Origin of the sequence: Spirosoma sp. KNUC1025 (assembly GCF_045160025.1) — a bacterium.
Taxonomy (GTDB): Bacteria; Bacteroidota; Bacteroidia; order Cytophagales; family Spirosomataceae; genus Spirosoma.
Genome location: NZ_CP087139.1, coordinates 1,957,179 through 1,977,174, shown reverse-complemented (window position 1 = coordinate 1,977,174; position 19,996 = coordinate 1,957,179). Strand labels below are relative to the sequence as shown.

The 19,996-nt window shown below is 50.0% G+C and carries 15 protein-coding genes and 1 pseudogene; 9 read left to right on the top strand and 7 right to left on the bottom strand.

Annotation, left to right across the window (positions count from 1 at the left end; genetic code table 11):
• Positions 1-9 precede the first annotated feature (9 nt).
• Together LN737_RS08590 and LN737_RS08585 are read right to left on the bottom strand one after the other, a co-directional pair.
• On the bottom strand, positions 10-888 hold the full coding sequence (locus LN737_RS08590; RefSeq protein WP_405517967.1) for an FG-GAP-like repeat-containing protein: 879 nt from the start codon (positions 886-888) through the stop codon (positions 10-12).
• Between the two features lie 14 nt (positions 889-902).
• Positions 903-2,252, bottom strand: a complete 1,350-nt coding sequence (locus LN737_RS08585; RefSeq protein WP_405517965.1) for an FG-GAP-like repeat-containing protein — start codon at positions 2,250-2,252, stop codon at positions 903-905.
• 78 nt (positions 2,253-2,330) lie between these two features.
• Between LN737_RS08585 and murF the strand changes: the two genes are divergently transcribed.
• From murF to LN737_RS08560, 5 genes and pseudogenes are all read left to right on the top strand, one after another.
• Positions 2,331-3,665, top strand: coding sequence for a UDP-N-acetylmuramoyl-tripeptide--D-alanyl-D-alanine ligase (murF, locus tag LN737_RS08580; RefSeq protein ID WP_405517963.1), 1,335 nt, complete (start codon positions 2,331-2,333; stop codon positions 3,663-3,665).
• 34 nt (positions 3,666-3,699) lie between these two features.
• Positions 3,700-4,362 carry a GDSL-type esterase/lipase family protein gene (locus LN737_RS08575; RefSeq protein ID WP_405517962.1) on the top strand — a complete coding sequence of 221 codons (663 nt, stop codon included), beginning with the start codon at positions 3,700-3,702 and terminating at the stop codon, positions 4,360-4,362.
• A 260-nt stretch (positions 4,363-4,622) separates the two neighbouring features.
• Positions 4,623-6,284: a beta-N-acetylhexosaminidase gene (locus tag LN737_RS08570; RefSeq protein WP_405517960.1), complete on the top strand. Its 1,662-nt coding sequence runs from the start codon at positions 4,623-4,625 to the stop codon at positions 6,282-6,284.
• Between the two features lie 71 nt (positions 6,285-6,355).
• Positions 6,356-6,511 (top strand): annotated as a pseudogene (locus tag LN737_RS08565) (hypothetical protein); the annotation flags it as partial.
• A 101-nt stretch (positions 6,512-6,612) separates the two neighbouring features.
• Positions 6,613-8,211 carry a PQQ-binding-like beta-propeller repeat protein gene (locus tag LN737_RS08560; RefSeq protein ID WP_405520350.1) on the top strand — a complete coding sequence of 533 codons (1,599 nt, stop codon included), beginning with the start codon at positions 6,613-6,615 and terminating at the stop codon, positions 8,209-8,211.
• 20 nt (positions 8,212-8,231) lie between these two features.
• On the opposite strand, the gene LN737_RS08555 is transcribed toward LN737_RS08560, so the two are convergent.
• Positions 8,232-9,194: a bifunctional helix-turn-helix transcriptional regulator/GNAT family N-acetyltransferase gene (locus LN737_RS08555; protein WP_405517958.1), complete on the bottom strand. Its 963-nt coding sequence runs from the start codon at positions 9,192-9,194 to the stop codon at positions 8,232-8,234.
• A 224-nt stretch (positions 9,195-9,418) separates the two neighbouring features.
• Between LN737_RS08555 and ahcY the strand changes: the two genes are divergently transcribed.
• On the top strand, positions 9,419-10,729 hold the full coding sequence (ahcY, locus tag LN737_RS08550) for an adenosylhomocysteinase (RefSeq protein WP_405517956.1): 1,311 nt from the start codon (positions 9,419-9,421) through the stop codon (positions 10,727-10,729).
• Between the two features lie 167 nt (positions 10,730-10,896).
• Positions 10,897-11,622: a pseudouridine synthase gene (locus LN737_RS08545; protein ID WP_405517954.1), complete on the top strand. Its 726-nt coding sequence runs from the start codon at positions 10,897-10,899 to the stop codon at positions 11,620-11,622.
• Positions 11,623-11,668: 46 nt separating this feature from the next.
• Here LN737_RS08545 and LN737_RS08540 read toward each other — a convergent pair whose 3' ends face one another.
• Entirely contained in the window at positions 11,669-12,472 is an 804-nt protein-coding gene (locus tag LN737_RS08540; protein ID WP_405517952.1) for a hypothetical protein, read from the bottom strand.
• 337 nt (positions 12,473-12,809) lie between these two features.
• On the opposite strand from LN737_RS08540, the gene LN737_RS08535 reads away from it, so the two are divergent.
• Positions 12,810-14,333 (top strand): Gfo/Idh/MocA family protein, encoded by a 1,524-nt coding sequence (locus tag LN737_RS08535; protein WP_405517950.1) that lies wholly within the window; start codon positions 12,810-12,812, stop codon positions 14,331-14,333.
• Positions 14,334-14,391: 58 nt separating this feature from the next.
• Here LN737_RS08535 and LN737_RS08530 read toward each other — a convergent pair whose 3' ends face one another.
• From LN737_RS08530 to treF, 3 genes are all read right to left on the bottom strand, one after another.
• Positions 14,392-16,044 carry a glycerol-3-phosphate dehydrogenase/oxidase gene (locus LN737_RS08530; RefSeq protein ID WP_405517948.1) on the bottom strand — a complete coding sequence of 551 codons (1,653 nt, stop codon included), beginning with the start codon at positions 16,042-16,044 and terminating at the stop codon, positions 14,392-14,394.
• Between the two features lie 78 nt (positions 16,045-16,122).
• A complete protein-coding gene (locus LN737_RS08525) occupies positions 16,123-16,737 on the bottom strand; it encodes a hypothetical protein (RefSeq protein WP_405517946.1) in 615 nt (204 codons plus the stop codon).
• 137 nt (positions 16,738-16,874) lie between these two features.
• Positions 16,875-18,419: an alpha,alpha-trehalase TreF gene (gene treF / locus LN737_RS08520; RefSeq protein ID WP_405517944.1), complete on the bottom strand. Its 1,545-nt coding sequence runs from the start codon at positions 18,417-18,419 to the stop codon at positions 16,875-16,877.
• A gap of 216 nt (positions 18,420-18,635) precedes the next feature.
• Between treF and LN737_RS08515 the strand changes: the two genes are divergently transcribed.
• Positions 18,636-19,901: a sugar MFS transporter gene (locus tag LN737_RS08515; protein WP_405517942.1), complete on the top strand. Its 1,266-nt coding sequence runs from the start codon at positions 18,636-18,638 to the stop codon at positions 19,899-19,901.
• Positions 19,902-19,996: the final 95 nt, after the last annotated feature.

Below are 19,996 nucleotides of genomic sequence, written 5' to 3'. Positions count from 1 at the left end.
AGTTTGCGACTATTTCAGGAGAAGAACTTTCTGCACCTGTGGCGAGCGATTACTGCCAGAGAGCCGAATCAGATACATTCCGTTGGTGATACGTTGAAGATCAACGACCGTTTCGACATTCGCCAGAACCGCCTGACTGCTCATCACCACCTGCCCCGATAACGACACGACATCTATTTGGCCGTCGTAGGGTGGCCGAATTGTAAGATAACGGTCGGTTGGATTTGGGAACGCCCACGGCCCGGTTGGTTCTTCCGGTATGCCCGTTACCACACGCTGAGACGTATTTTTCAGATACCGCATACCACCCGCTATACTGCCCAGCATTAAATCAGGTAACTCATCCCCATCCAGATCAGCGGCAGCGGCAATCAAACCCGTACCAGGAAATCCGATAGATGGCAGCGAATCCAGTAAGGTCAGCGCCTTATCGACCGGGTTCGGAAATTGATACACCCGAACGGTACCGTTGTCGGCCGCCAGGATAAGCTCGTTTTGCTGATCGCCGTTCAGGTCGGTTACCACTATCGATCGGGCGCGGGCGTAGGTAGGGTCATCAATGGTAAACCCACCGAATGTCTGGTTCTGTAATTGAAAAACGGGCGTAGTGGATGAACCCGTATTCCGGAAGTACTCAATAGTGCCGTACTCCTTTCCGATTAACACGTCCAGTTTACCATCACGATCTACATCAGCTACCGTCATCAGGTCGCCGAGCGTCAGCCTGTCCGGTATGGGCCATAAGGTTGCGCCCGTAAGCGAATACTGAGCAGCGGCTCCTTTGGCAGCCCCATTCAGCAAGGCGCGAATTTCCATGCCACTGACGCTGGCTCCCGTAATGATCAGGTCCAGACTCCCATTACCATCCACATCCACAAACGAAGGCATTACGTTGGTCAGCTTCAGCGATTGATTGATTCCCAGGTAATCGGTCGTAACGAGCGAAAAGGAAGGAGCCTTTGTAGTGCCTTTGTTCTCAAACTGCCAGATGCCCCCCGATACTCTGTACCCGTTCCGACGCCACCGTAGCCCACCAGCAAATCCAGATCACCATCGCCATCCAGATCGGCTAACGCGGGTGCTGCCTGCTCGCCCAGGTCGAGCATGTCGCTTTGCAGAAAATCTTTCTGAACTAATTGAAAATCCGGCTTTTGCGTTGTGCCCTTATTTTTATAATACCAGCCCGAAGCCCGAAAATCAAACAACTGATTCTCATTGTAACTCACGTTGGGCGATGCCAGCAGATCTTTTTGCCCGTCACCATCCACATCTTCGAAAAACGTAGCCGGGAAAGCCGGAAACAGAATCGGATTGGCTGCCGGAAATAAGCTGTCGTAGCTGGTGAAATTGGCTTTCTCGCTGTTAGGTCCTGCATTACGCAGGCGGGCAATATTTTCGCAGGTTACAAACCCAAACAAAAGATCTTTATTGCCATCGCCATCCGTATCGACCACCGTCAGCGTATTACCTGTGTGCAACGGTCTGGCCTTACCCAATGTCGCTTTATCTGGCTCAACGCCCACACGACCCGATCCATCGCACTGAACGCCAAACGTAAAGTCGTTGCAATATTCTTTCTGAAAGTGACCCCAGCACAAATTTTGGTACCGTTTGAAATCCAGCCCACCTTTTTTGCCGGTACGTTCGACGCTCATATTCTGTTGATAAGCAATCAGGTTTCCCGTTACGTCGAACGTTATAATGTCTATGTCGCCATCGTCGTCGTAGTCCGTAATGGCAGGCACATCGACGGTGCCGATGTACAGTTGAATCAGTCCGCTGAACCCTTCGGTCATAAGTGGGTTTGCCACCAGTTTAAACGCGGGTTGCCCATTCTGCGACTCGTTGTGGTAAACCAGTACGTTCCCGGCGCCGGGTGTGAAAATATCTTTCTGGCCATCCAGATCATAATCAACCAGTAATATCCAGCCACTAACGGCGGGAAAAGCCGTTTCGTATTCAGGTGCGTATTGCCAGTTTATACCCGTTCCGGCTGGATTGTCGACGGCGATAAACGTACTGATTTTGCTGGTTGCCCGGTCATAGACCAGCAGATCGTCGCGCGAATCGGCATTTAAACGTATCGTGGAGTACTGCGTGGCGTTCAATCCACCAGCCCACGGATTTAATAAGGCCCGACCATTGACGCTGACTGCGGGAGTCTGATCATAACGAAAGCCAATCTTTCCACCCGATTGGGCGAAGTTGAGCAGTGGAAAAAACAGGAAACAAAGCGTAAACAGCTTTTTCATCTAATTTTGAGCCTTTACTTTCTGTAACACCATCTTGAAGTTGGTAGTACAGAATTCAAACGAACTGAGCCTTCATTTATGTCTATGGACATGCTGTCAACTGATCAACTCTATCATAAATTCCTGGAATGTACGGGCGTTTCGACCGATACGCGCCGAATTACCTCCGATTGTTTGTTTGTGGCGCTCAAAGGAGCCAGCTTCGACGGGAATCAGTTTGCCCGGCAGGCGCTGGAAGCAGGGGCACGTTACGCCCTTGTCGACGATCCGGCCATTGCCGACTCAGACGCCCGTTGCCTGCTCGTTGCCGACAGCCTGACCGCTTTGCAGGATCTGGCCCGACACCATCGGCAAACGCTCACCTTTCCGGTTATCGGCCTGACGGGTTCGAACGGAAAAACCACTACCAAAGAACTGATTGCCGCCGTACTGTCGAAAAAATACCGGACTTATGCTACTGTCGGCAACCTGAATAACCACATCGGTGTACCGCTAACTCTGCTCGCTCTCAATGAACAGCACGAAATCGCGGTTATCGAGATGGGAGCGAATCACCAGAAAGAAATCGAGTTGTTGTGTTCGATTGCTCAGCCGACTCACGGGTTGATCACCAACGTAGGCAAAGCCCATCTGGAAGGGTTTGGCGGCATTGAAGGCGTCAGAAAAGGCAAAGGCGAATTGTATGATTATCTGGCGCAGCACGGACGTACCGTATTTATCAACTCGCGGGATAAAACGCTGATGGCCATGTACCGGGAACGCTTGAAATCGCTACGTTCTGAAACCGTTTTTGCCGAAACTATTTTTTACCCGGCTGTCGACGCGTCGAGTCAGCCGGTCGAGTTGCTTCAGGAGTCGCCGGTGGTTGTTTATCGCGATCCGGAAGGCCGGGAAGTAACGACACATCTGCCAGGACGCTACAATTTCGACAATATGACCGCAGCGCTGGCTATTGGCGATTATTTCGGCATTTCACCCGAAGAATCCAATCGCGCCGTAGCCGACTATAATCCGACCAACAACCGTTCGCAGGTGATTACCAAAGGAACAAATACCGTATTGCTGGATGCCTATAATGCCAATCCGAGTTCAATGGCAGCCGCGATACGTCAGTTTGCGGCTACCCCCGCCAGCCGGAAAGCCGTTATTCTGGGCGATATGTATGAACTGGGCAACGAAAGTGAAGCGGAGCATGCGGCTCTGGGCAAACTGATTGCCGAAAGCAAGTTCGATCTGGTGATTCTGGCCGGGAAAGACATGCATTACGCCCTGGAGTTTTTACCCAAAGCCTACTATTTCCCGGATAAGTTTTCGCTGCACAACTGGCTGATGGATCATCCCATGACCGATACGTATATTCTGGTAAAAGGATCGCGGGGCATGAGTTTAGAGACCGTCGTGCCTTTTATCTGAAATCTTAATAGACAGTATCTTTTTGCGGTATTTTATGAAATTCATCTGGAGCTTCAGCCTGCTGTGTATCAGTGTATGGTCGTTTGGTCAGACCCAGCCCACGGCTGACCAGCCCGCCTTCGAAAACGAAATCCGCGCCTTCGAAAAAGCCGACAGTACGTCGCCCCCACCCCGGAACGCGATTGTTTTTACGGGGAGTTCTTCCATTCGGCTTTGGGAGAATTTATCGGAGTACTTTCCCAACAAAACGATCCTTAATCGAGGGTTTGGGGGCTCCAAACTTCCCGACGTACTGCGCTACGCCGACCGCATCATCATTCCGTACCAACCCAAACAGATTGTGCTTTACGCTGGCGAAAACGACGTAGCGGCCGGGCAGACCGGCCAGCAGACCTACGAGAGCTTCGTTGCTTTATTCGAGCATGTTCGCCAGAAATTACCCAACGTACCGTTTACCTTTATCTCGCTGAAACCCAGCCCGTCGCGCCGGAAGGTTTTCCCGGAAATGGACAAAGCGAACCAGCTTATAAACGATTACCTGCGTAAGCAACGTAACACCGAGTTCGTGGATATTCGTCCTGTTATGCTAACGCCCGGCGGCCAGCCTGTTCCCGAATTATTCAAATCCGATAGTCTTCACATGCTTCCGGCGGGTTATCAGCGATGGGCCAGCGTATTACGTCCGTATTTGAAGTAGCATTGCCAAACCACAGCTTCCCGAAAGCTTAAGCTATTGTAAAAACCTCTTTATAACGTATTTGCGCAAACGTTTACGCAAAAAATCAAACAGTCAGGAGTTTGGGGGTTTCGGGCTTGTATGGCGGCATTTTGCACAGTTTATGAACCTTCACCTGGCCGACAGACTCAGAATTAACCTAAAGTGAGTTTACTTTCAGTACCGCCCCAACTGTCGTAGCCCATACCTTTGTATTACCAAAAGCAATAACCTCTTCTCTAATGAAAAAACTCTTTAACTATCTGGCTGTCACGCTGCTCAGCGTAACCAGTTTGTATGCACAAACGGCCCGATACGCTCTTGTACCCAAACCGGTTCATCTGGAAGAACGCAGCGGTAGCTATACGTTACCCGCAAAACCTACAATCGGTGTTCAATCGACCAATCCAGACGTACGGCGCATTGCCCAGATGCTGGCTGATCAACTGGCAAAATCGACGGGTACAACTCCGGTCGTCAAAACAGGAAATGCCGGAAAAGATATTTCGTTCGTGAGTGCTAAAGGTCCGAAACTAGGAGCAGAGGGGTATATGCTGACCGTTACGCCCAAACAGATTGTTATTACGGCCGAACAGCCGCAGGGATTTTTCTACGGGGTTCAGTCGCTGATGCAGCTCATGCCAGCCGCTGTTTTCAGCTCGGCCAAAGTGGATGGCGTTACGTGGTCGGTACCAGCCTGTACGGTTGAAGATCAGCCTCGCTACGGGTACCGCGGCTCGATGCTCGATGTGGGTCGTTATTTTTATCCGGTTCCATTTATCAAAAAATACATTGACCTGCTGGCGGTTCACAAAATGAATACGTTCCACTGGCATCTGACCGAAGATCAAGGCTGGCGAATCGAAATCAAAAAATATCCGGAACTTACTCAGAAGGCCTCAATCCGACCATCCACCATGGTTGGCCACTACCGCGATCATAAATATGACAACAAGCCCTACGGCGGATTTTATACCCAGGACGAAGTACGCGACATCGTAAAATATGCACAGGATCGGTTCATCACCGTCATTCCTGAGATTGAGATGCCGGGCCATTCGGTAGCTGTTTTATCCGTTCACCCGGAACTGGGTGGTAACCTCGACCGCATGTTGCCCGTAAGCAGTACCTGGGGTGTACACGAACAGGTGCTTTTCCCCCGCGAAGAGACCTTTACCTTTCTGGAGAACGTATTGACCGAAGTTATGGCCTTGTTTCCAAGCCAATACATTCACATTGGGGGTGATGAATGCCCGAAGATCGAATGGAAGCAAAGTAAATTCTGCCAGGCGTTGATGAAAGAAAAAGGCCTGAAAGACGAGCACGAACTCCAAAGTTATTTTATCCAGCGTATCGACAAATTCGTTACGTCGAAAGGCCGCCGAATCATTGGCTGGGATGAAATTCTGGAAGGCGGATTGTCGCCCAATGCGACGGTCATGAGCTGGCGGGGCATCAACGGCGGCATCGCAGCAGCTCGTCAAAACCACGACGTGGTTATGAGCCCGACAACGTACTGCTACCTCGATTACTACCAGGCTGATCCGAAAACGCAGCCTGTAGAGATTGGCGGTTTTTTGCCGCTCGAAAAAGTTTACAGCTTTAACCCATCCGTAACCGATAGTCTGACCGCCGATCAGGCGAAACACGTACTGGGCGTACAGGCCAATGTCTGGTCGGAGTATCTGCCAACAACGCACTACGTTGAATACATGGCCTATCCGCGCCTTATCGCTATTGCCGAAACGGCCTGGACACCCGGCGAAGCTAAAAACTTTGACGATTTCAAACAACGGCTGGAGGCTCACAAAAAGCGACTGGATTACCTGAACGTCAATTACTTTGAAGCCCCCATCAACAAGAATTTCGAGTACGTGTGGCCGAAGCAGACGGCGAGTAAATAATCAAAAGCCTGTCGGGTATCATTCGGCAGGCTTTTTTCATGTTCAGTTAGTAGCCTCTCACCTCAACATCGATGAAAAAACTGGTTCTCTTTTTGCTACTGGGTCTGGCCAGCGTTCAGGCACAAACCATTCGATTTGCGTTTGTCACCGACACGCACATAGGCGCCCCGGAAACGGCAGCCGAAGATTTGCAACGTACTGTAAATGATATCAATACGCTTTCGAATATCGACTTTGTCGTGTTTACGGGCGATGTTACCGACTATGGCGCCGATCGTGAATTTGCCGAGGCTAAACGTATTCTCGACGGCTTGCAAAAAAGTGGTACATCTTTCCGGGCAATCATGACACAAAGTGGTCGGAAAACGGCTGCAATAGTTTTAAAAAGGTGTTTGGCGCTGAACATTTTGCGTTCGATTTTGGGAAATACCGGTTTATTGGCTGTGGCAGCGGCCCCAATATGCGCATGTCGCCGGGGCTTGTTTCCCGCGAAGACGTACTCTGGCTGCGTACGGAAGTAAGCAAACTGCAAAACTCCGACAAGCCCGTTATTTTCATGAACCATTATCCGCTCGACAATTCGCTGGCTAACTGGTATCTACTTATTGATGAATTAAAAAAGACAAACGTACAGGCTGCCCTATGCGGTCACGGTCATGCCAACCAGAAACTGGATTTTGAAGGTATTCCCGGCACAATGGGACGCTCAAACCTGCGGGCCAAAGAGGCTGTTGGCGGCTACAATCTAGTAACGATACAGAATGATACGATGTCGTTTGTCACACGCACACCAGCAATCGATCAGCAGGCAGGGCAGACCGCTGCTCCCTGGCGCCAGGTTGCATTAACAAACCATCATTTTGCTCAGGACAGCAAACACTACGTCCGGCCTTCCTACCAACTCAACGACGTCTACAAAAACGTCAGCGCAATTTGGGAAAAACAGGACAGCAGCGACATTGGCGCAGGCATTATTGCCAATAAGGACATTTGCATCTACCCCAATACAGCCGGGCAGCTCGTTGCCCTCTCGCTGGCCGATGGCTCCGTGAAATGGCGATTCGCTACACAGGGAAAAGTTTACTCAACGCCCGCCATGCACAAAAAGCGGGTTGTTGTTGCCTCAACCGACGGTACTATTTACTGCTTACGAACAGACAATGGACAGCTCATCTGGAAACAGGACACGGGCAAGCCAATCGTAGCCTGTCCACTCATCGACGGCAACACCGTGTACATTGGCAGTTCGGAAGGCAAATTCCGGGCGTTGTCGCTAAAGACTGGAGCTGAAAAATGGACGTTCAACAACGTAACCGGCTTTATCGAATCGGTCCCGGTGGTGGATAAATCGAACGTTTACGTCGGCTCATGGGGGTCGACATTTTACGCGCTAAACCGGAAAAACGGCAAACCCGTCTGGACATGGACCAACAACAAAGTTCGCAATTTCTCGCCCGCAGCCTGCACGCCCGTACTTACCAATGGCCGTATTTTTCTGCAAACACCCGACCGTACGGTTACGACACTTGATGCAAAATCGGGCCGGGAAATCTGGAAGTCGAACCAGCATAAAGGATTCGAAGCCAGCGGTTTATCAGAAGATGGCTCGTTGTTCTACGTCAAATGCATGAGCGATACGGTATGGGCGATGTCAACCCGCTCCGACGTACCACAGCCCGAATGGTTTGTTAACTGCCAGTACGGTGCCGAAATAAGCCCCTCACCGATTGTTGAAAAAGCAGGCACCCTCTTTGTTCCAACCGATGAAGGGGTTCTTTACGCCATCGACCGCCAGACGCGCCAGCTTGCCTGGGCGCATAAGCTGTCCAATGCCATGGTGAACCGGGTTTTTCCATTGAGCAATCGAGACGTACTGATTACCACAATGGACGGCAAAGTAGCGAGGCTACGTAACGGAGCTAATTAGAAGCAACGTATTGACCGGTTTCACAAGGTCATTTCCATCCGAATATCGGCTCTGGCGTAGGGTGTTGGTACACTCGGTACTTCGCGGAAGCCGACGCTGGCGTACATTGTCAGAGCCGGTGTCAGCACCCGGTTGGATTCGAGCCAGATGGTCTTCACGCCTATCTGCCGGGCATACTCGATAGCTGCCAGGCACAGCTTTTTACCAACTCCTTTACCCCGCGTTTCGGGCGATACGGCCATTTTAGCCAATTCAAAACCCGTATCACCCATATTGACCATAGCCACACAGCCCACAATCTGATCGCCCATTTTTGCGAAAAAAATTTGGCCATCATTCGGCAAGATATGGATTTCCGGATGTTCCAGCTGTTCCAGATCGTGCGGCTCAACGCGAAAGTACTTTTCAATCCATTCTACGTTTAGCCGTTTAAAATCAGGCTGATACGCTGGTGAATACGTAACGATGGAGATGTCGTCCATAGAAGTAGCGTTAGTTGTTTTATCTCGATTTAATTGATCCTGAACCCGGTCGAAAAACCCGCGTTCGGCTAGTTGATTTTCCATTTCCTGAAGGGATGTTAAAAGGTTATGTTGTTGACTCGCCAGCATCTCATGGTTTACCGTGATGAATGCGTCCCATAGGGGCTGGAGCTTGGGAAGCATGGCCCGTCCGTCTTCGCTAAGCGTCAGAAAGCGTTTACGGCCATCCCGCTCCGACTTTGTGGATACGATCAGCTTATGTTTTTCGAGTTCGTTGGTAACCTGAATTACAGCGGGATGCGTAATGCCCAGCCGTTCGGCAATTTCCATAACCGCCACTGGTCCCTGTCGGGCAATCAGCACAAAAACGGTTGCCCAGCGCACGTCGAAATCCAGTCCCGATTTTCGATATGTGGCCGTTACGTTCTGCCAGTAATAATCGCTCAACCGCCTGAGCCGACTGGCCAGTGCCAGTTCGGCCATATCAGCCATAAAATCCATAGTATGTAAGAACTTACGTAAGTTCTTACATAATTAGTAAAGATGATTTAGTAAGTCAAGAAATTCAGGTAAAAATTTAAACACTATTGAGTAAACGTTACCAAAAGTCTTATGTCTCAAATAGGGATTCTGGTAAACTGTCTTTATTTTTGCACTTTCCTAAGAAATCGACTCTAGCAGAACGTCTCGGTTGATGATACGTTCTTTCAATTTCGCAACACATTATGCAAACATCCACTTACGTCCCCTACAAAGTAAAAGATATCGCGCTGGCCGAATGGGGCCGCAAGGAAATCAGACTTGCTGAAGCCGAAATGCCTGGTTTGATGGCTCTTCGCGCTGAATATGGTCCATCGAAACCACTGAAAGGCGCCCGCGTCGCTGGTTGCCTGCACATGACCATCCAGACGGCTGTGTTAATCGAAACGCTGGTTGAACTGGGTGCCGACGTAACCTGGTCTTCGTGTAATATCTTCTCAACACAGGATCATGCTGCTGCCGCTATTGCTGCTGCGGGTATTCCGGTGTATGCCTGGAAAGGGATGAACGAAGAAGAGTTTAACTGGTGTATCGAACAAACGCTGTTTTTTGGCGAAGATCGCAAACCGTTGAACATGATTCTGGACGATGGTGGCGACCTGACCAACATGGTTTTCGACGTTTACCCCGAACTCATTCAAGGCATTAAAGGGCTATCGGAAGAAACCACAACGGGCGTTCACCGCCTGTATGAACGGATGAAAAACGGTACGTTGCATCTGCCGTCAATCAACGTAAATGACTCCGTAACGAAGTCGAAATTCGATAATAAATACGGTTGCCGTGAATCGCTGGTGGATGCAATCCGCCGGGCAACGGATTTGATGCTGGCTGGTAAAGTGGCCGTTGTGGCTGGTTATGGCGACGTAGGTAAAGGGTCGGCCGAATCGCTACGTGGCGCTGGCTGCCGGGTTTTGGTAACTGAAATCGATCCTATCTGTGCGCTTCAGGCGGCTATGGATGGCTACGAAGTTATTCCAATGGACGAAGCCGTTCCCCGCGCTCAGATTTTCGTTACGGCAACGGGCAATGTCAACATTATCAAAGGCCGTCACTTCAAGGCTATGAAAGATAAGGCGGTTGTCTGCAATATTGGTCACTTCGACAATGAAATTGATATGGCTTGGTTGAACGAGAATTACGGTCACTCAAAGAGCCAGATCAAGCCGCAGGTAGATATGTACGAAATTGACGGTAAAGAAATCATCATTCTGGCCGAAGGTCGTTTGGTGAATCTAGGCTGCGCTATGGGTCACCCAAGCTTCGTTATGTCGTGCTCATTCTCGAACCAGACACTGGCTCAGTTGGAGCTATGGGCTAACTCGGATAAATACGAGAACAAAGTATATGTGCTGCCCAAGAAACTTGATGAGAAAGTAGCAGCGTTGCACCTGGCTCACGTAGGCGCCAGACTCGAACCCCTGGAGCAGGCTCAGGCTGATTACATTGGCGTATCGATAGAGGGTCCGTTCAAATCGGAAATGTATCGGTATTAATCAGAACCGGGATTTTTGTGATTTTATTGACTGACTGTGATTTTATGGTAAAGCTTTCTTTGAAAGCCAATCAGGGTAATCAATAAAATCACAAGAATCCCGGTTCAGACAGACGCGGTTTCGGCAACGGGACCGCGTTTTTTAATGCATAGTCTACGGTTAGTTCCATGAATCCGCTCACTGCTCCAACGTCTTCATTACTGCCAATTTTGTATCGGTCGGCGGATCTGGTGGCCATTAATAAACCGCATGGTCTGCTGGTGCATCGGTCACCGATTGCCAGTGATGCCAGCGAGTTTGCGGTTCAGTTATTACGTGATCAGTTAGGCCAGCGTGTTTATCCAGTGCATCGTCTGGACCGAAAAACGGGCGGGGTGCTTCTGTTTGCCTTAACCGACGTACTGAATTCCGCCATGCAGACCTTATTTGCTGCCGGTGATGTCGAAAAAACGTATCTAGCCATCGTACGCGGTTACACCCTCGACGAGCTAACCATCGATTACCCCCTTCGGCGGGATGACTCAGATGCGTTTCAGGATGCGGTTACGCATGTAAAAACGCTGCAACGTACTGAACTGCCATTGCCTTTTGGCAAACACACTACGTCCCGCTATTCGCTGGTCGAACTTAAGCCAACGACCGGTCGGATGCATCAGCTACGCAAGCACATGGCTCATGTTCTTCACCCCATCATCGGCGACCGACCGCATGGCTGCAACAAGCAGAATAAACTGTTCAAGGAGCATTTCGAGATGAACACCATGCTGCTTCACGCTCAGCAAATTGAGTTTACCCACCCCGTTACGTCTGAACGAGTCAAAATTACAGCGCCCTGGCAAGCTGAGTTCGGGCGAATGATGAGTGAATTATTTGCGCAAGAAGCCAGGCTGTAAAATAGTGAACAACTAAGCAAACATTCACGTCAGGCATTTCCTTTCCTCACTCAATAACTGAAACAATTACATAGTTATCGTTCCGTGTGATACCATACAGAACCTGTCTATTTTTGATGCTTCGGTCAATGGCAAATGCCTGTCCTTCACTGATAGTTGGGATGGTTTTTACGTACTGTAGTGTATGACCGCGCTCCGGCAACCTCAATACGTACAACTCCGTTTTATCGTGACCCGTGCAGTAAATCAATCCATCTGCCCCCCAGGTCCCGCCCGATGTACTGTAAGGAGCAAACGCCTGCAGAACATTAGCAGGGAAAGCCCATGCTTCAAGTTGCTGCCAGCTTGAGTTATACTTTACCAGCGTTGTCCATCGGTTATCTCGCCCTTCCGCCGATGCTTTGTTTGAGTAATTGGCAAAAGCAACCCACCAGTACCCCTGGTAAAAATCAGCCCAGGTAACCGAACCGGGAAACAATCCAAAGCTGTGACTGCCAATATGCTGAAGTGTCCGGGTATCAAAAATCTCAATCGAACTGACCATCGGTACGTCCGGGTAGTTGGAATGGGTGCAATAAAGTTTCTGACCGATCACAACTCCGCTGTTCATGTGTTTTAGCAAACCCGTTGTATCAGTCCAGTTGGCAACCTGTTTCCCATCAGATTTGGTATGTTTCGTCAATGAATGGTTATTAATGACATAGAAATAATTCTGGTCCACCGCTACGCCCTGCTGAACCTGTTTCAATTGAAACCGTCGGATCTCGGTAGCCTTTTGGGCCAGACCATTCGATAAACCAAGGAAAATCAGTGAAAAGATGAAAACAACCTGCAATGATTGGAATCGCATGATATCGAGCTTCGGTGTACTATCGACGAGTTAGTCAATGGTCATTTATTCGTCAAGCGATAAATGCAAGATGCCCATTTTATCTACTTCATTGAAACGGCAAAATTAATCAGGTGCGATGAAGTGATGTAGATTCATCAGGCTGACAATGAGCCTTTAAACAGTGGAATGTTCATTAAAAATGGATAGCACACTCTTTGATTAGTAGTATCCGAATAGTCTTATCCGCTGCTTTCATCGTATATATTTCCTAGTAGATGATAAAAAACAATTCTCCTCAGGGTAAATAACGTAATCGCTACGCTTTTTTAAGACAGATCAGTTTAATACTTGTTTTATGCTTCAACCAGATAACTCAATGCCTGGTGCGGAAACACCTAGCGTGAATTCGGTCAATAAAGACACAACTTCACGACGTAAATTTCTCCAGACCGGTGCTTTGGCCGCGACCAGTTTTCTGATCGTACCTCGTCACGTACTGGGCGGAAAAGGCTTCATTGCTCCTAGTGACAAACTCAACATCGCTGGTGTTGGTATTGGCGGGAAAGGCTTTGGCGACGTAAGTAATTCTTACAATAATGGCGCCAATAACGTAGCGGCACTCTGCGACGTAGACTGGGGCTTACCCCGCGTAAAAGAAATATTTACGAAATTCCCGGATGCCAAAAAGTACAAGGATTTCCGTGAGATGCTCGATAAAGAAGGAAAAAACATCGATGCGGTTACTGTTTCCACAGCCGACCACACGCACGCTGTTGTAGCCATGGCCGCTATGCAGCGCGGCAAGCACGTATACGTTCAGAAGCCGCTGACGCACAACATCTACGAAGCCCGAATGCTTACCGAAGCCGCTCGTAAGTATAAAGTCGTTACGCAGATGGGCAACCAGGGCTCCTCGAATCCGCAGCAGAAACAGATGGTTGAGTGGTTCGATAAGGGACTGATTGGTACGGTACACACCGTTTATCTGTGGACCAACCGCCCGGTATGGCCGCAAGGTATTCCGGTACCTCAGCCTGCCGAGCAAACGCCCGTTGATTTAAACTGGGATCTGTGGCTGGGACCTGCCCAGAAAGTTGGCTACACTCCTGCTTACCATCCGTTCAAATGGCGTGGCTGGTGGAACTTTGGTGCGGGCGCTTTGGGCGATATTGGCTGTCACATCATGGACGTACCGTTCCGCGTGCTGGGTATCGGCTACCCAACCGAAGTGGAAACCAGTATCGGTCAGGTGTTCCTGAAAGACTGGACCCCCGAGTACATTCCGGAAGGCTGCCCACCGTCGTCGCATGTTGAATTGAAATTCCCGGCATCCGCCAAGAACAAATCGGCCGTTAAAATGATCTGGCTGGATGGAGGTCTTCGTCCGTTCCGTCCGGAAATGCTACCTGCTAGTGAGCCCTTCCCTGAAAACGGTGAAAACGGCGTATTCCTGATCGGCGACAAAGGCTTAATTGCCTGCGGTATGTATGGCGATGACCCAAAGCTGTACACGAAAGATGGGCAGAAAATGGAAGCGGCTCCAAAACCGAAAGCAGGTTCGGGCGTGACAGTTTACCCTGAAAATGGTCACCAGGTTTACTGGACAGAAGCCTGCAAAGCGGGTTTCAATAGCAAAGAACATAAAGCCCTGACATCATCGTTCGACTTTGCCGGACCACTAACCGAATCGGTTCTGATGGGCAATCTGGCAATTCGCAGCTATACGTTACGTCAGCCTAAAGCCGATGGAAGAGGATTTACATACCCCGGCCGCAAACAGCTGACCTGGGATGGCAAAAACATGAAGATCACGAATTTTGACGAAGCTAATCAGTTCGTTAAGCGCGAATACCGCGACGGTTGGTCGTTGACGGCTTAGTCTTACGTATTGTCTGCTCTGCCAACTTCCCGAAAGTTTTGACTTTCGGGAAGTTTTTTTAGGTCAATGCCCAGGTCTGCTCAGGCTCAAGCCCTGCCCGGCTCATAAAGGTGCTGATGAGATCCTGATACGTTCGTATCTGTTCGGTACGCTGCGCATCACTCCATCCTAGTTCAGCACTCATCAGGCTGGCCACCTGCGGGGCTAGCTGAGCAGCCAACTGCCAGTCGGAGAGTTCGAGTCGCCACCGGCGGGCAAGTACGTCGCGGAGCGTAACAGCCACCTCCTCCCGAACCTGATAAACGACTTCAGCGTTTAAAAAAGGCTGGTTATCCGTTAATCTAGCAGCCAGATCAGGGTTCTGCCGGGTTAATTCTGCTACGTAGCTAGCACGGTTGCCATAGGTTCGCATCAAATGCTGGCATACCTCCGCCGGAAGATCATATTGCTTTTGCATACGCTGCCAATCCTCGAATCGGTAATTTTCTCCTCCAATCAGATAGTGCGTTTCTGTACTGCTTTTTGTGAACTTATTCAGTAATGCACCAACCTGATCAACAGCATCCTGCGCCATAATTCGATAGGTTGTCCATTTACCTCCCAACAGGCTTAGCAGCCCTGATTGGGCATCGTGCTCAACTTCATGATCCCGAAGCAATGTTTTCGTATCAGCGCGGCTACTGACGATTAAAGGACGGATGCCCCCAAAACCAGCCTGTACGTCAGCCCGATCGGGCGTTTTTGCCAGATAAGGACGTACGGTGTCGAGCAGATAATCGACCTCGTCAGGCTCCAGAAGTGGTTCATGAGTCAGATCCGAATAATCATTATCCGTTGTACCCACAAAAACTTTATCGCCAAACGGAATGGCGAATACAACCCGTCCGTCGGCCGTTTTGGGGATTAGAATGGCGTACTCACTATTGAGCGTTTCACGCGGCAATACAATATGAACTCCTTTGCTGGGCCGAATACGAGGCTCAAGGTCCGGGTTGGCCAGCAACCGGATCGCATCGGAATAAGGACCCGTACAATTCAAAAATACGGTTGCCCGAACTTCTATTGTTTCGCCCGTTAGCTGATCGTGAATCAGGGCAGATTTTAGCCGGTCATTCTCGCGAGTAAAGCCAGTTACGGCCGCGTAGTTGACAACGGCAGCCCCGGCTTCGTCGGCGGAGTGCGCTAAAGCAAGGGCATAACGGGCATCATTGAACTGGCCATCATAATAAAGTACGGCTGAATGCATACTACGCGTCAACATGGGGCTTTTGCTGAGCGCCTGTGCCCGGTTAAGCCAGCTTCCTTTCGGAAAGGCGTCATGGCCAGCGATAAAATCGTAAAGCGTCAATCCGACGGTCATGTACAACCCCTCGAACCAGCTAAAAACTGGAGTCAGTAATGGCAGTGGATGCGCCAGATGGGGTGCGTTACGTATAACAGTTCGACGTTCGGCCAGCCCATGACGGACTTGGCGAAGCTGCGCCAGATCAAGTTTTTTGATGGCCTGCTCCAGATACCGAACACCCCCATGAATCAGCTTGGTTGAGCGCGAAGAAGTTTCACCTGCAATATCGCCCCGGTCAACCAGAGCAACGCGGTAGCCCCGCAAAGCGGCATCCAGGGCAGCACCGGCGCCACTGGCACCAGCGCCAATTATACAAAGGTCAAATGTTTCCTGCCGTAGCCGCTCCCAGTTTTTTTCCCGATTCATATTATCTCAACGAAACCCCACTCAGGTAACGGCAGAAGGCAGGTAATTAGTTGCCTCAGTATCTTCATTTTATCCAATTTACGAAGAAGAACTACGGCTACGGCCTCCAAAAAATCCACTACGTCCTTGCGATGGCCGAGTCGTGCGGGTTACGCGTGAAGTCCGAACATTTTCCCGAATCTGGCTGGAGCGATTGTATAAAGCAGAATTGGCATATACACCTGAGCCATACCGTTGTTCATCGGCGCGGTACTGCGGAGCTGTCGAACGGCCGAGCATATACCCTAACCCACCCCAAAGCAATACGTTAGCCAGGCCATTATGATGGTGATAGCCCCCCGGATTATTCAGGTACGTACGAGTCGATTCATCGGAATCGACCAGTTGCTTGGCCGCTGCAACGCTTAACGTATCGCGGTGCCCATCATAATAATTGACAATAGCGCCCGCCCGTTCTGGTCCGACCTGTTCTTCATCCGTAATTTTGAAATTTCCGGGCGCCGTTTCCGTAATGTACGTCCGAACGCCCCGTCCAAAACTTGTTTCCGTTTGTTCGGTCTGTTCGTCATCAGTATTATTACTGCCGCAACTCTGGAGCATAACCGACCCGTTGAGCAGCGCCAGACTGAGGGTAGTACTAAGGGTAATATCTTTAACACGACGAAGAACGGCGTGTCGGCGAAGAGGTGTCATGGCTTAAATGAATAGTATGAATGCTTAAAGCTACAGTAAGTACCTGATCGCCACAAACAAATGCGGATGAAAGGGCGCGGGGGTAAATGAAAGAGCGAAAGAATGAATGAGTGAAAGCGTGTTTATGCGCCAGTCTTTCACTCATTCATTCTTTCGCCCTTTCGCTCTTTATCCATCGCCAGATACACGCCATTTGTCCAGCCAAAGCCATCCTGATTGGGATACTCTCCCCCGCCGGTCGTCAGGGCAGCATCGACTACGTTATATTTCTCCATCATTTTGCCCGTAGCCTGAAACACTTTGTCGTTGAGCGCCAGCCATCGGTTGCGGCCTTCCTTTGCCGTTTCGCTGAAGCCGTAATTCATCAGACTCCGATAAACGATCCATTGCAGGGGTGCCCATCCATTCGGCCAGTCCCATTGCTGGCCGGTCAGGTTCAGCGTAGTGACCCACCCCCCTGCCTGCAGAAAATCGGTTTTGAGTCGTTCGTGAACACGTTCGGCCTGCTGGGGCGTAGCCAGTTTAACGAACAGGGGAAATACACCTGCCAACGTCAGCGCATGCGTCTGCTTTTGGGCAACGAGGTCATAGTCGTGAAAGAAGCCGGTCTCCTCATTCCAGAAAACCTGCTGGATGGCCTGCTCCCGGTCTCTGACCAGCGGGTCGTATTCCTCGTAAGCCATCTTCCACTCGTTGTTTCTGAGGGCAGCATCATGCAGCGTGGCTTCCAGCCGGTAAAGCAGGCAGTTCAAATCAACCGAGGCTATGTCAGCGGCCCGGATCGAGGTCATTGTCTGCTGATCAGCAAACCAGCGACTGGTGAAATCCCAGCCCGACTCGCAGGCCGCCCGAATGTGCGTATAGAGTGCTTCCGGTACAACCCCAAGAGGTTCAGCTTTTTCGGTCAGTTCAATTTCCTGCCGATACGCTTCGGGGCGGGGAGTTGGCGTATCGTCCCAGTATCGGTTTAAAATTCTATTTCCGTCGACCTGGACAACCCGTTTTTCGATTGTTTTTTGGGCAGTCAACGAATAGCGGCCATCCATCCAGAAATCGTATTCGCGCTCCAGTTGCGGCTGATATTTTATCAACGTATCGGGTCCATCAATCTCCTCCAGCAAGCCAACCATCAGGGCAAAATACGGCGGTTGCGACCGGCTCAGAAAATACGTCCGGTTACCGTTCGGAATAAAGCCAAACGTATCGATCAGATAAGCGAAATTGTCGAGCATCCCCCGTATCAAGTCTACGCGACCCGCTTCTTTCAGACCAAGCATGGTGAAATAACTATCCCAGTAGAATATTTCGCGAAACCGTCCGCCGGGCACTATGTAGGGATGTGGTAAGGGAACTCGCGAGCTTCCTTCTATTTTCGGATCGGCCTGACGCGTAAGCCGATCCCACAGTCGATTGATGTGTTCGCCCGTACTGATCGTCCGGTCACTTACGTAATCGCTGGCTACCTTATCGGGTACCACAAAGTACTCACGCACAAACGTTTCCAGATCGAAGCCAGGCTTTTGTTTTTCTGTTTCATACAGCGCGACCAGATCGTGTGGAGTTAATTTGGGAACGCAGTCCACAAACGTTTTGGAATCTGCAAATACGTGGCTTAGCTGCACATCATGAAACAAGCTGCCAAAGAGTTGGTCGGGCGATTGCGGGAACGATGGATTTGCCAAAGTATAAAATAAAAAGGTTCAGGTAGTGTAACCAAAAAACTACCGCTTTGTCCTATGATTGGGCGGATTAACGCAGCAAAAATGCGAAACATCACAGGACTTTCGCAACGCATTTTGAAGGCCTGTTTACAACGAGCGGCTTTTCTGCCCGCTCATCCGTCAAAAAGAGTACGGAAAACCGTATGTTTATTATCCTAAATCTAAAAACCCTATCCAATGACTCACTGGCGAATTAAACTGTCACTCATTCTAAACTATTTCGTTTTTGCCATTTTGCTAAATAGCGTCGGAACGGTGATTTTGCAGGTTCAGAATAACTACGGCGTTTCGGCTTCCTCGGCAAGTATACTCGAAGCGTTTAAAGATTTAAGCATAGCCTTTGTGTCGTTTCTGGTGGCGTCATATATCACACGGATCGGCTACAAGCGAGCCATGTTATTTGCACTCGCACTGGTAGCGCTGGCCTGTCTGCTGATGACCCAAGTACCGGCTTTCTGGACGACTAAACTACTCTTTGCGGCAACGGGTGCCAGTTTTGCCCTTATTAAAGTATCCGTATTTGCGACTATTGGCCTGGTCACGAACGATTCCAATGAACATGCCAGTTTTATGAATTTTCTGGAGTCGTTTTTTATGGTTGGGGTATTGCTGGGCTATTTCCTGTTCAGTGCTTTTGTGGATGACGCAAACCCAAAATCCACGACCTGGTTAACTGTTTATTACGTATTAGCAGGGATTGCGCTGGCTGCGCTTCTACTCTTACTGAGTACGCCCATCGATGAGTCGAGTGTTCGACACGAAGCTACCAAAAGTCTCGTTGATGACCTGGGCGATATGCTTCGGTTAGCCATCACACCGGTTGTGCTCGTGTTTGTGATTACTGCTTTTGTCTACGTACTGATGGAACAGGGGATTATGAGCTGGCTACCTACGTTTAACAGCAAGATCCTGAAATTACCCACTTCCCTTAGTATACAGATGGCAAGTATTCTGGCTGCGTCAACAGCCGCCGGGCGATTTCTGGCGGGTGTATTGCTGGGGCGCGTATCGTGGTACTGGCTTCTGATGGGTTGTCTGGTCGTATCGGGTGGACTGGTGTTGCTGGCGTTGCCTCTGGCCAGTGGTATTGACGGCAGTGCCGTAACGGGTTGGGGCGATGCACCCATTGCGGCTTTTATATTCCCGTTGATTGGTTTATTTATTGCCCCAATCTACCCGGCCATCAATTCAGCCATTCTAAGTAGTTTACCGTTACGTCAACATGGCCCCATGGCGGGGCTGATTGTTATATTCTCGGCATTGGGCGGCACGACTGGCTCCATTATTACCGGGCACGTATTTGAAGCGTATGATGGCCAAACTGCCTTCTATTTCTCCCTTGTTCCTATCGGTCTGCTCCTGGTGCTGATTACGGTTTTTAGCCGAATGCAGAAGAAAACAGGGCAGCAGGTACAGCACTCAGCCAGCTTTTCAGGCCATTAGCCTTAAGCAATGGAGCGAATCGGCCGTTACGTATGTCTGCCGCCGAATTGATTCTGATACGGTCAATCCGGTGGCAGACATACGTGTTTTGTACC

Coding starts and splice junctions, on each gene's coding strand:
- ahcY (WP_405517956.1), top strand. CDS start 9,419: ATGCAAACATCCACTTACGTCCCCTACAAAGTAAAAGATATCGCGCTG.
- LN737_RS08530 (WP_405517948.1), bottom strand. CDS start 16,044: ATGAATCGGGAAAAAAACTGGGAGCGGCTACGGCAGGAAACATTTGAC.
- LN737_RS08555 (WP_405517958.1), bottom strand. CDS start 9,194: ATGGATTTTATGGCTGATATGGCCGAACTGGCACTGGCCAGTCGGCTC.
- LN737_RS08575 (WP_405517962.1), top strand. CDS start 3,700: ATGAAATTCATCTGGAGCTTCAGCCTGCTGTGTATCAGTGTATGGTCG.
- LN737_RS08540 (WP_405517952.1), bottom strand. CDS start 12,472: ATGCGATTCCAATCATTGCAGGTTGTTTTCATCTTTTCACTGATTTTC.
- LN737_RS08585 (WP_405517965.1), bottom strand. CDS start 2,252: ATGAAAAAGCTGTTTACGCTTTGTTTCCTGTTTTTTCCACTGCTCAAC.
- LN737_RS08535 (WP_405517950.1), top strand. CDS start 12,810: ATGCTTCAACCAGATAACTCAATGCCTGGTGCGGAAACACCTAGCGTG.
- LN737_RS08570 (WP_405517960.1), top strand. CDS start 4,623: ATGAAAAAACTCTTTAACTATCTGGCTGTCACGCTGCTCAGCGTAACC.
- murF (WP_405517963.1), top strand. CDS start 2,331: ATGTCTATGGACATGCTGTCAACTGATCAACTCTATCATAAATTCCTG.
- LN737_RS08545 (WP_405517954.1), top strand. CDS start 10,897: ATGAATCCGCTCACTGCTCCAACGTCTTCATTACTGCCAATTTTGTAT.
- LN737_RS08590 (WP_405517967.1), bottom strand. CDS start 888: ATGCCTTCGTTTGTGGATGTGGATGGTAATGGGAGTCTGGACCTGATC.
- LN737_RS08525 (WP_405517946.1), bottom strand. CDS start 16,737: ATGACACCTCTTCGCCGACACGCCGTTCTTCGTCGTGTTAAAGATATT.
- LN737_RS08515 (WP_405517942.1), top strand. CDS start 18,636: ATGACTCACTGGCGAATTAAACTGTCACTCATTCTAAACTATTTCGTT.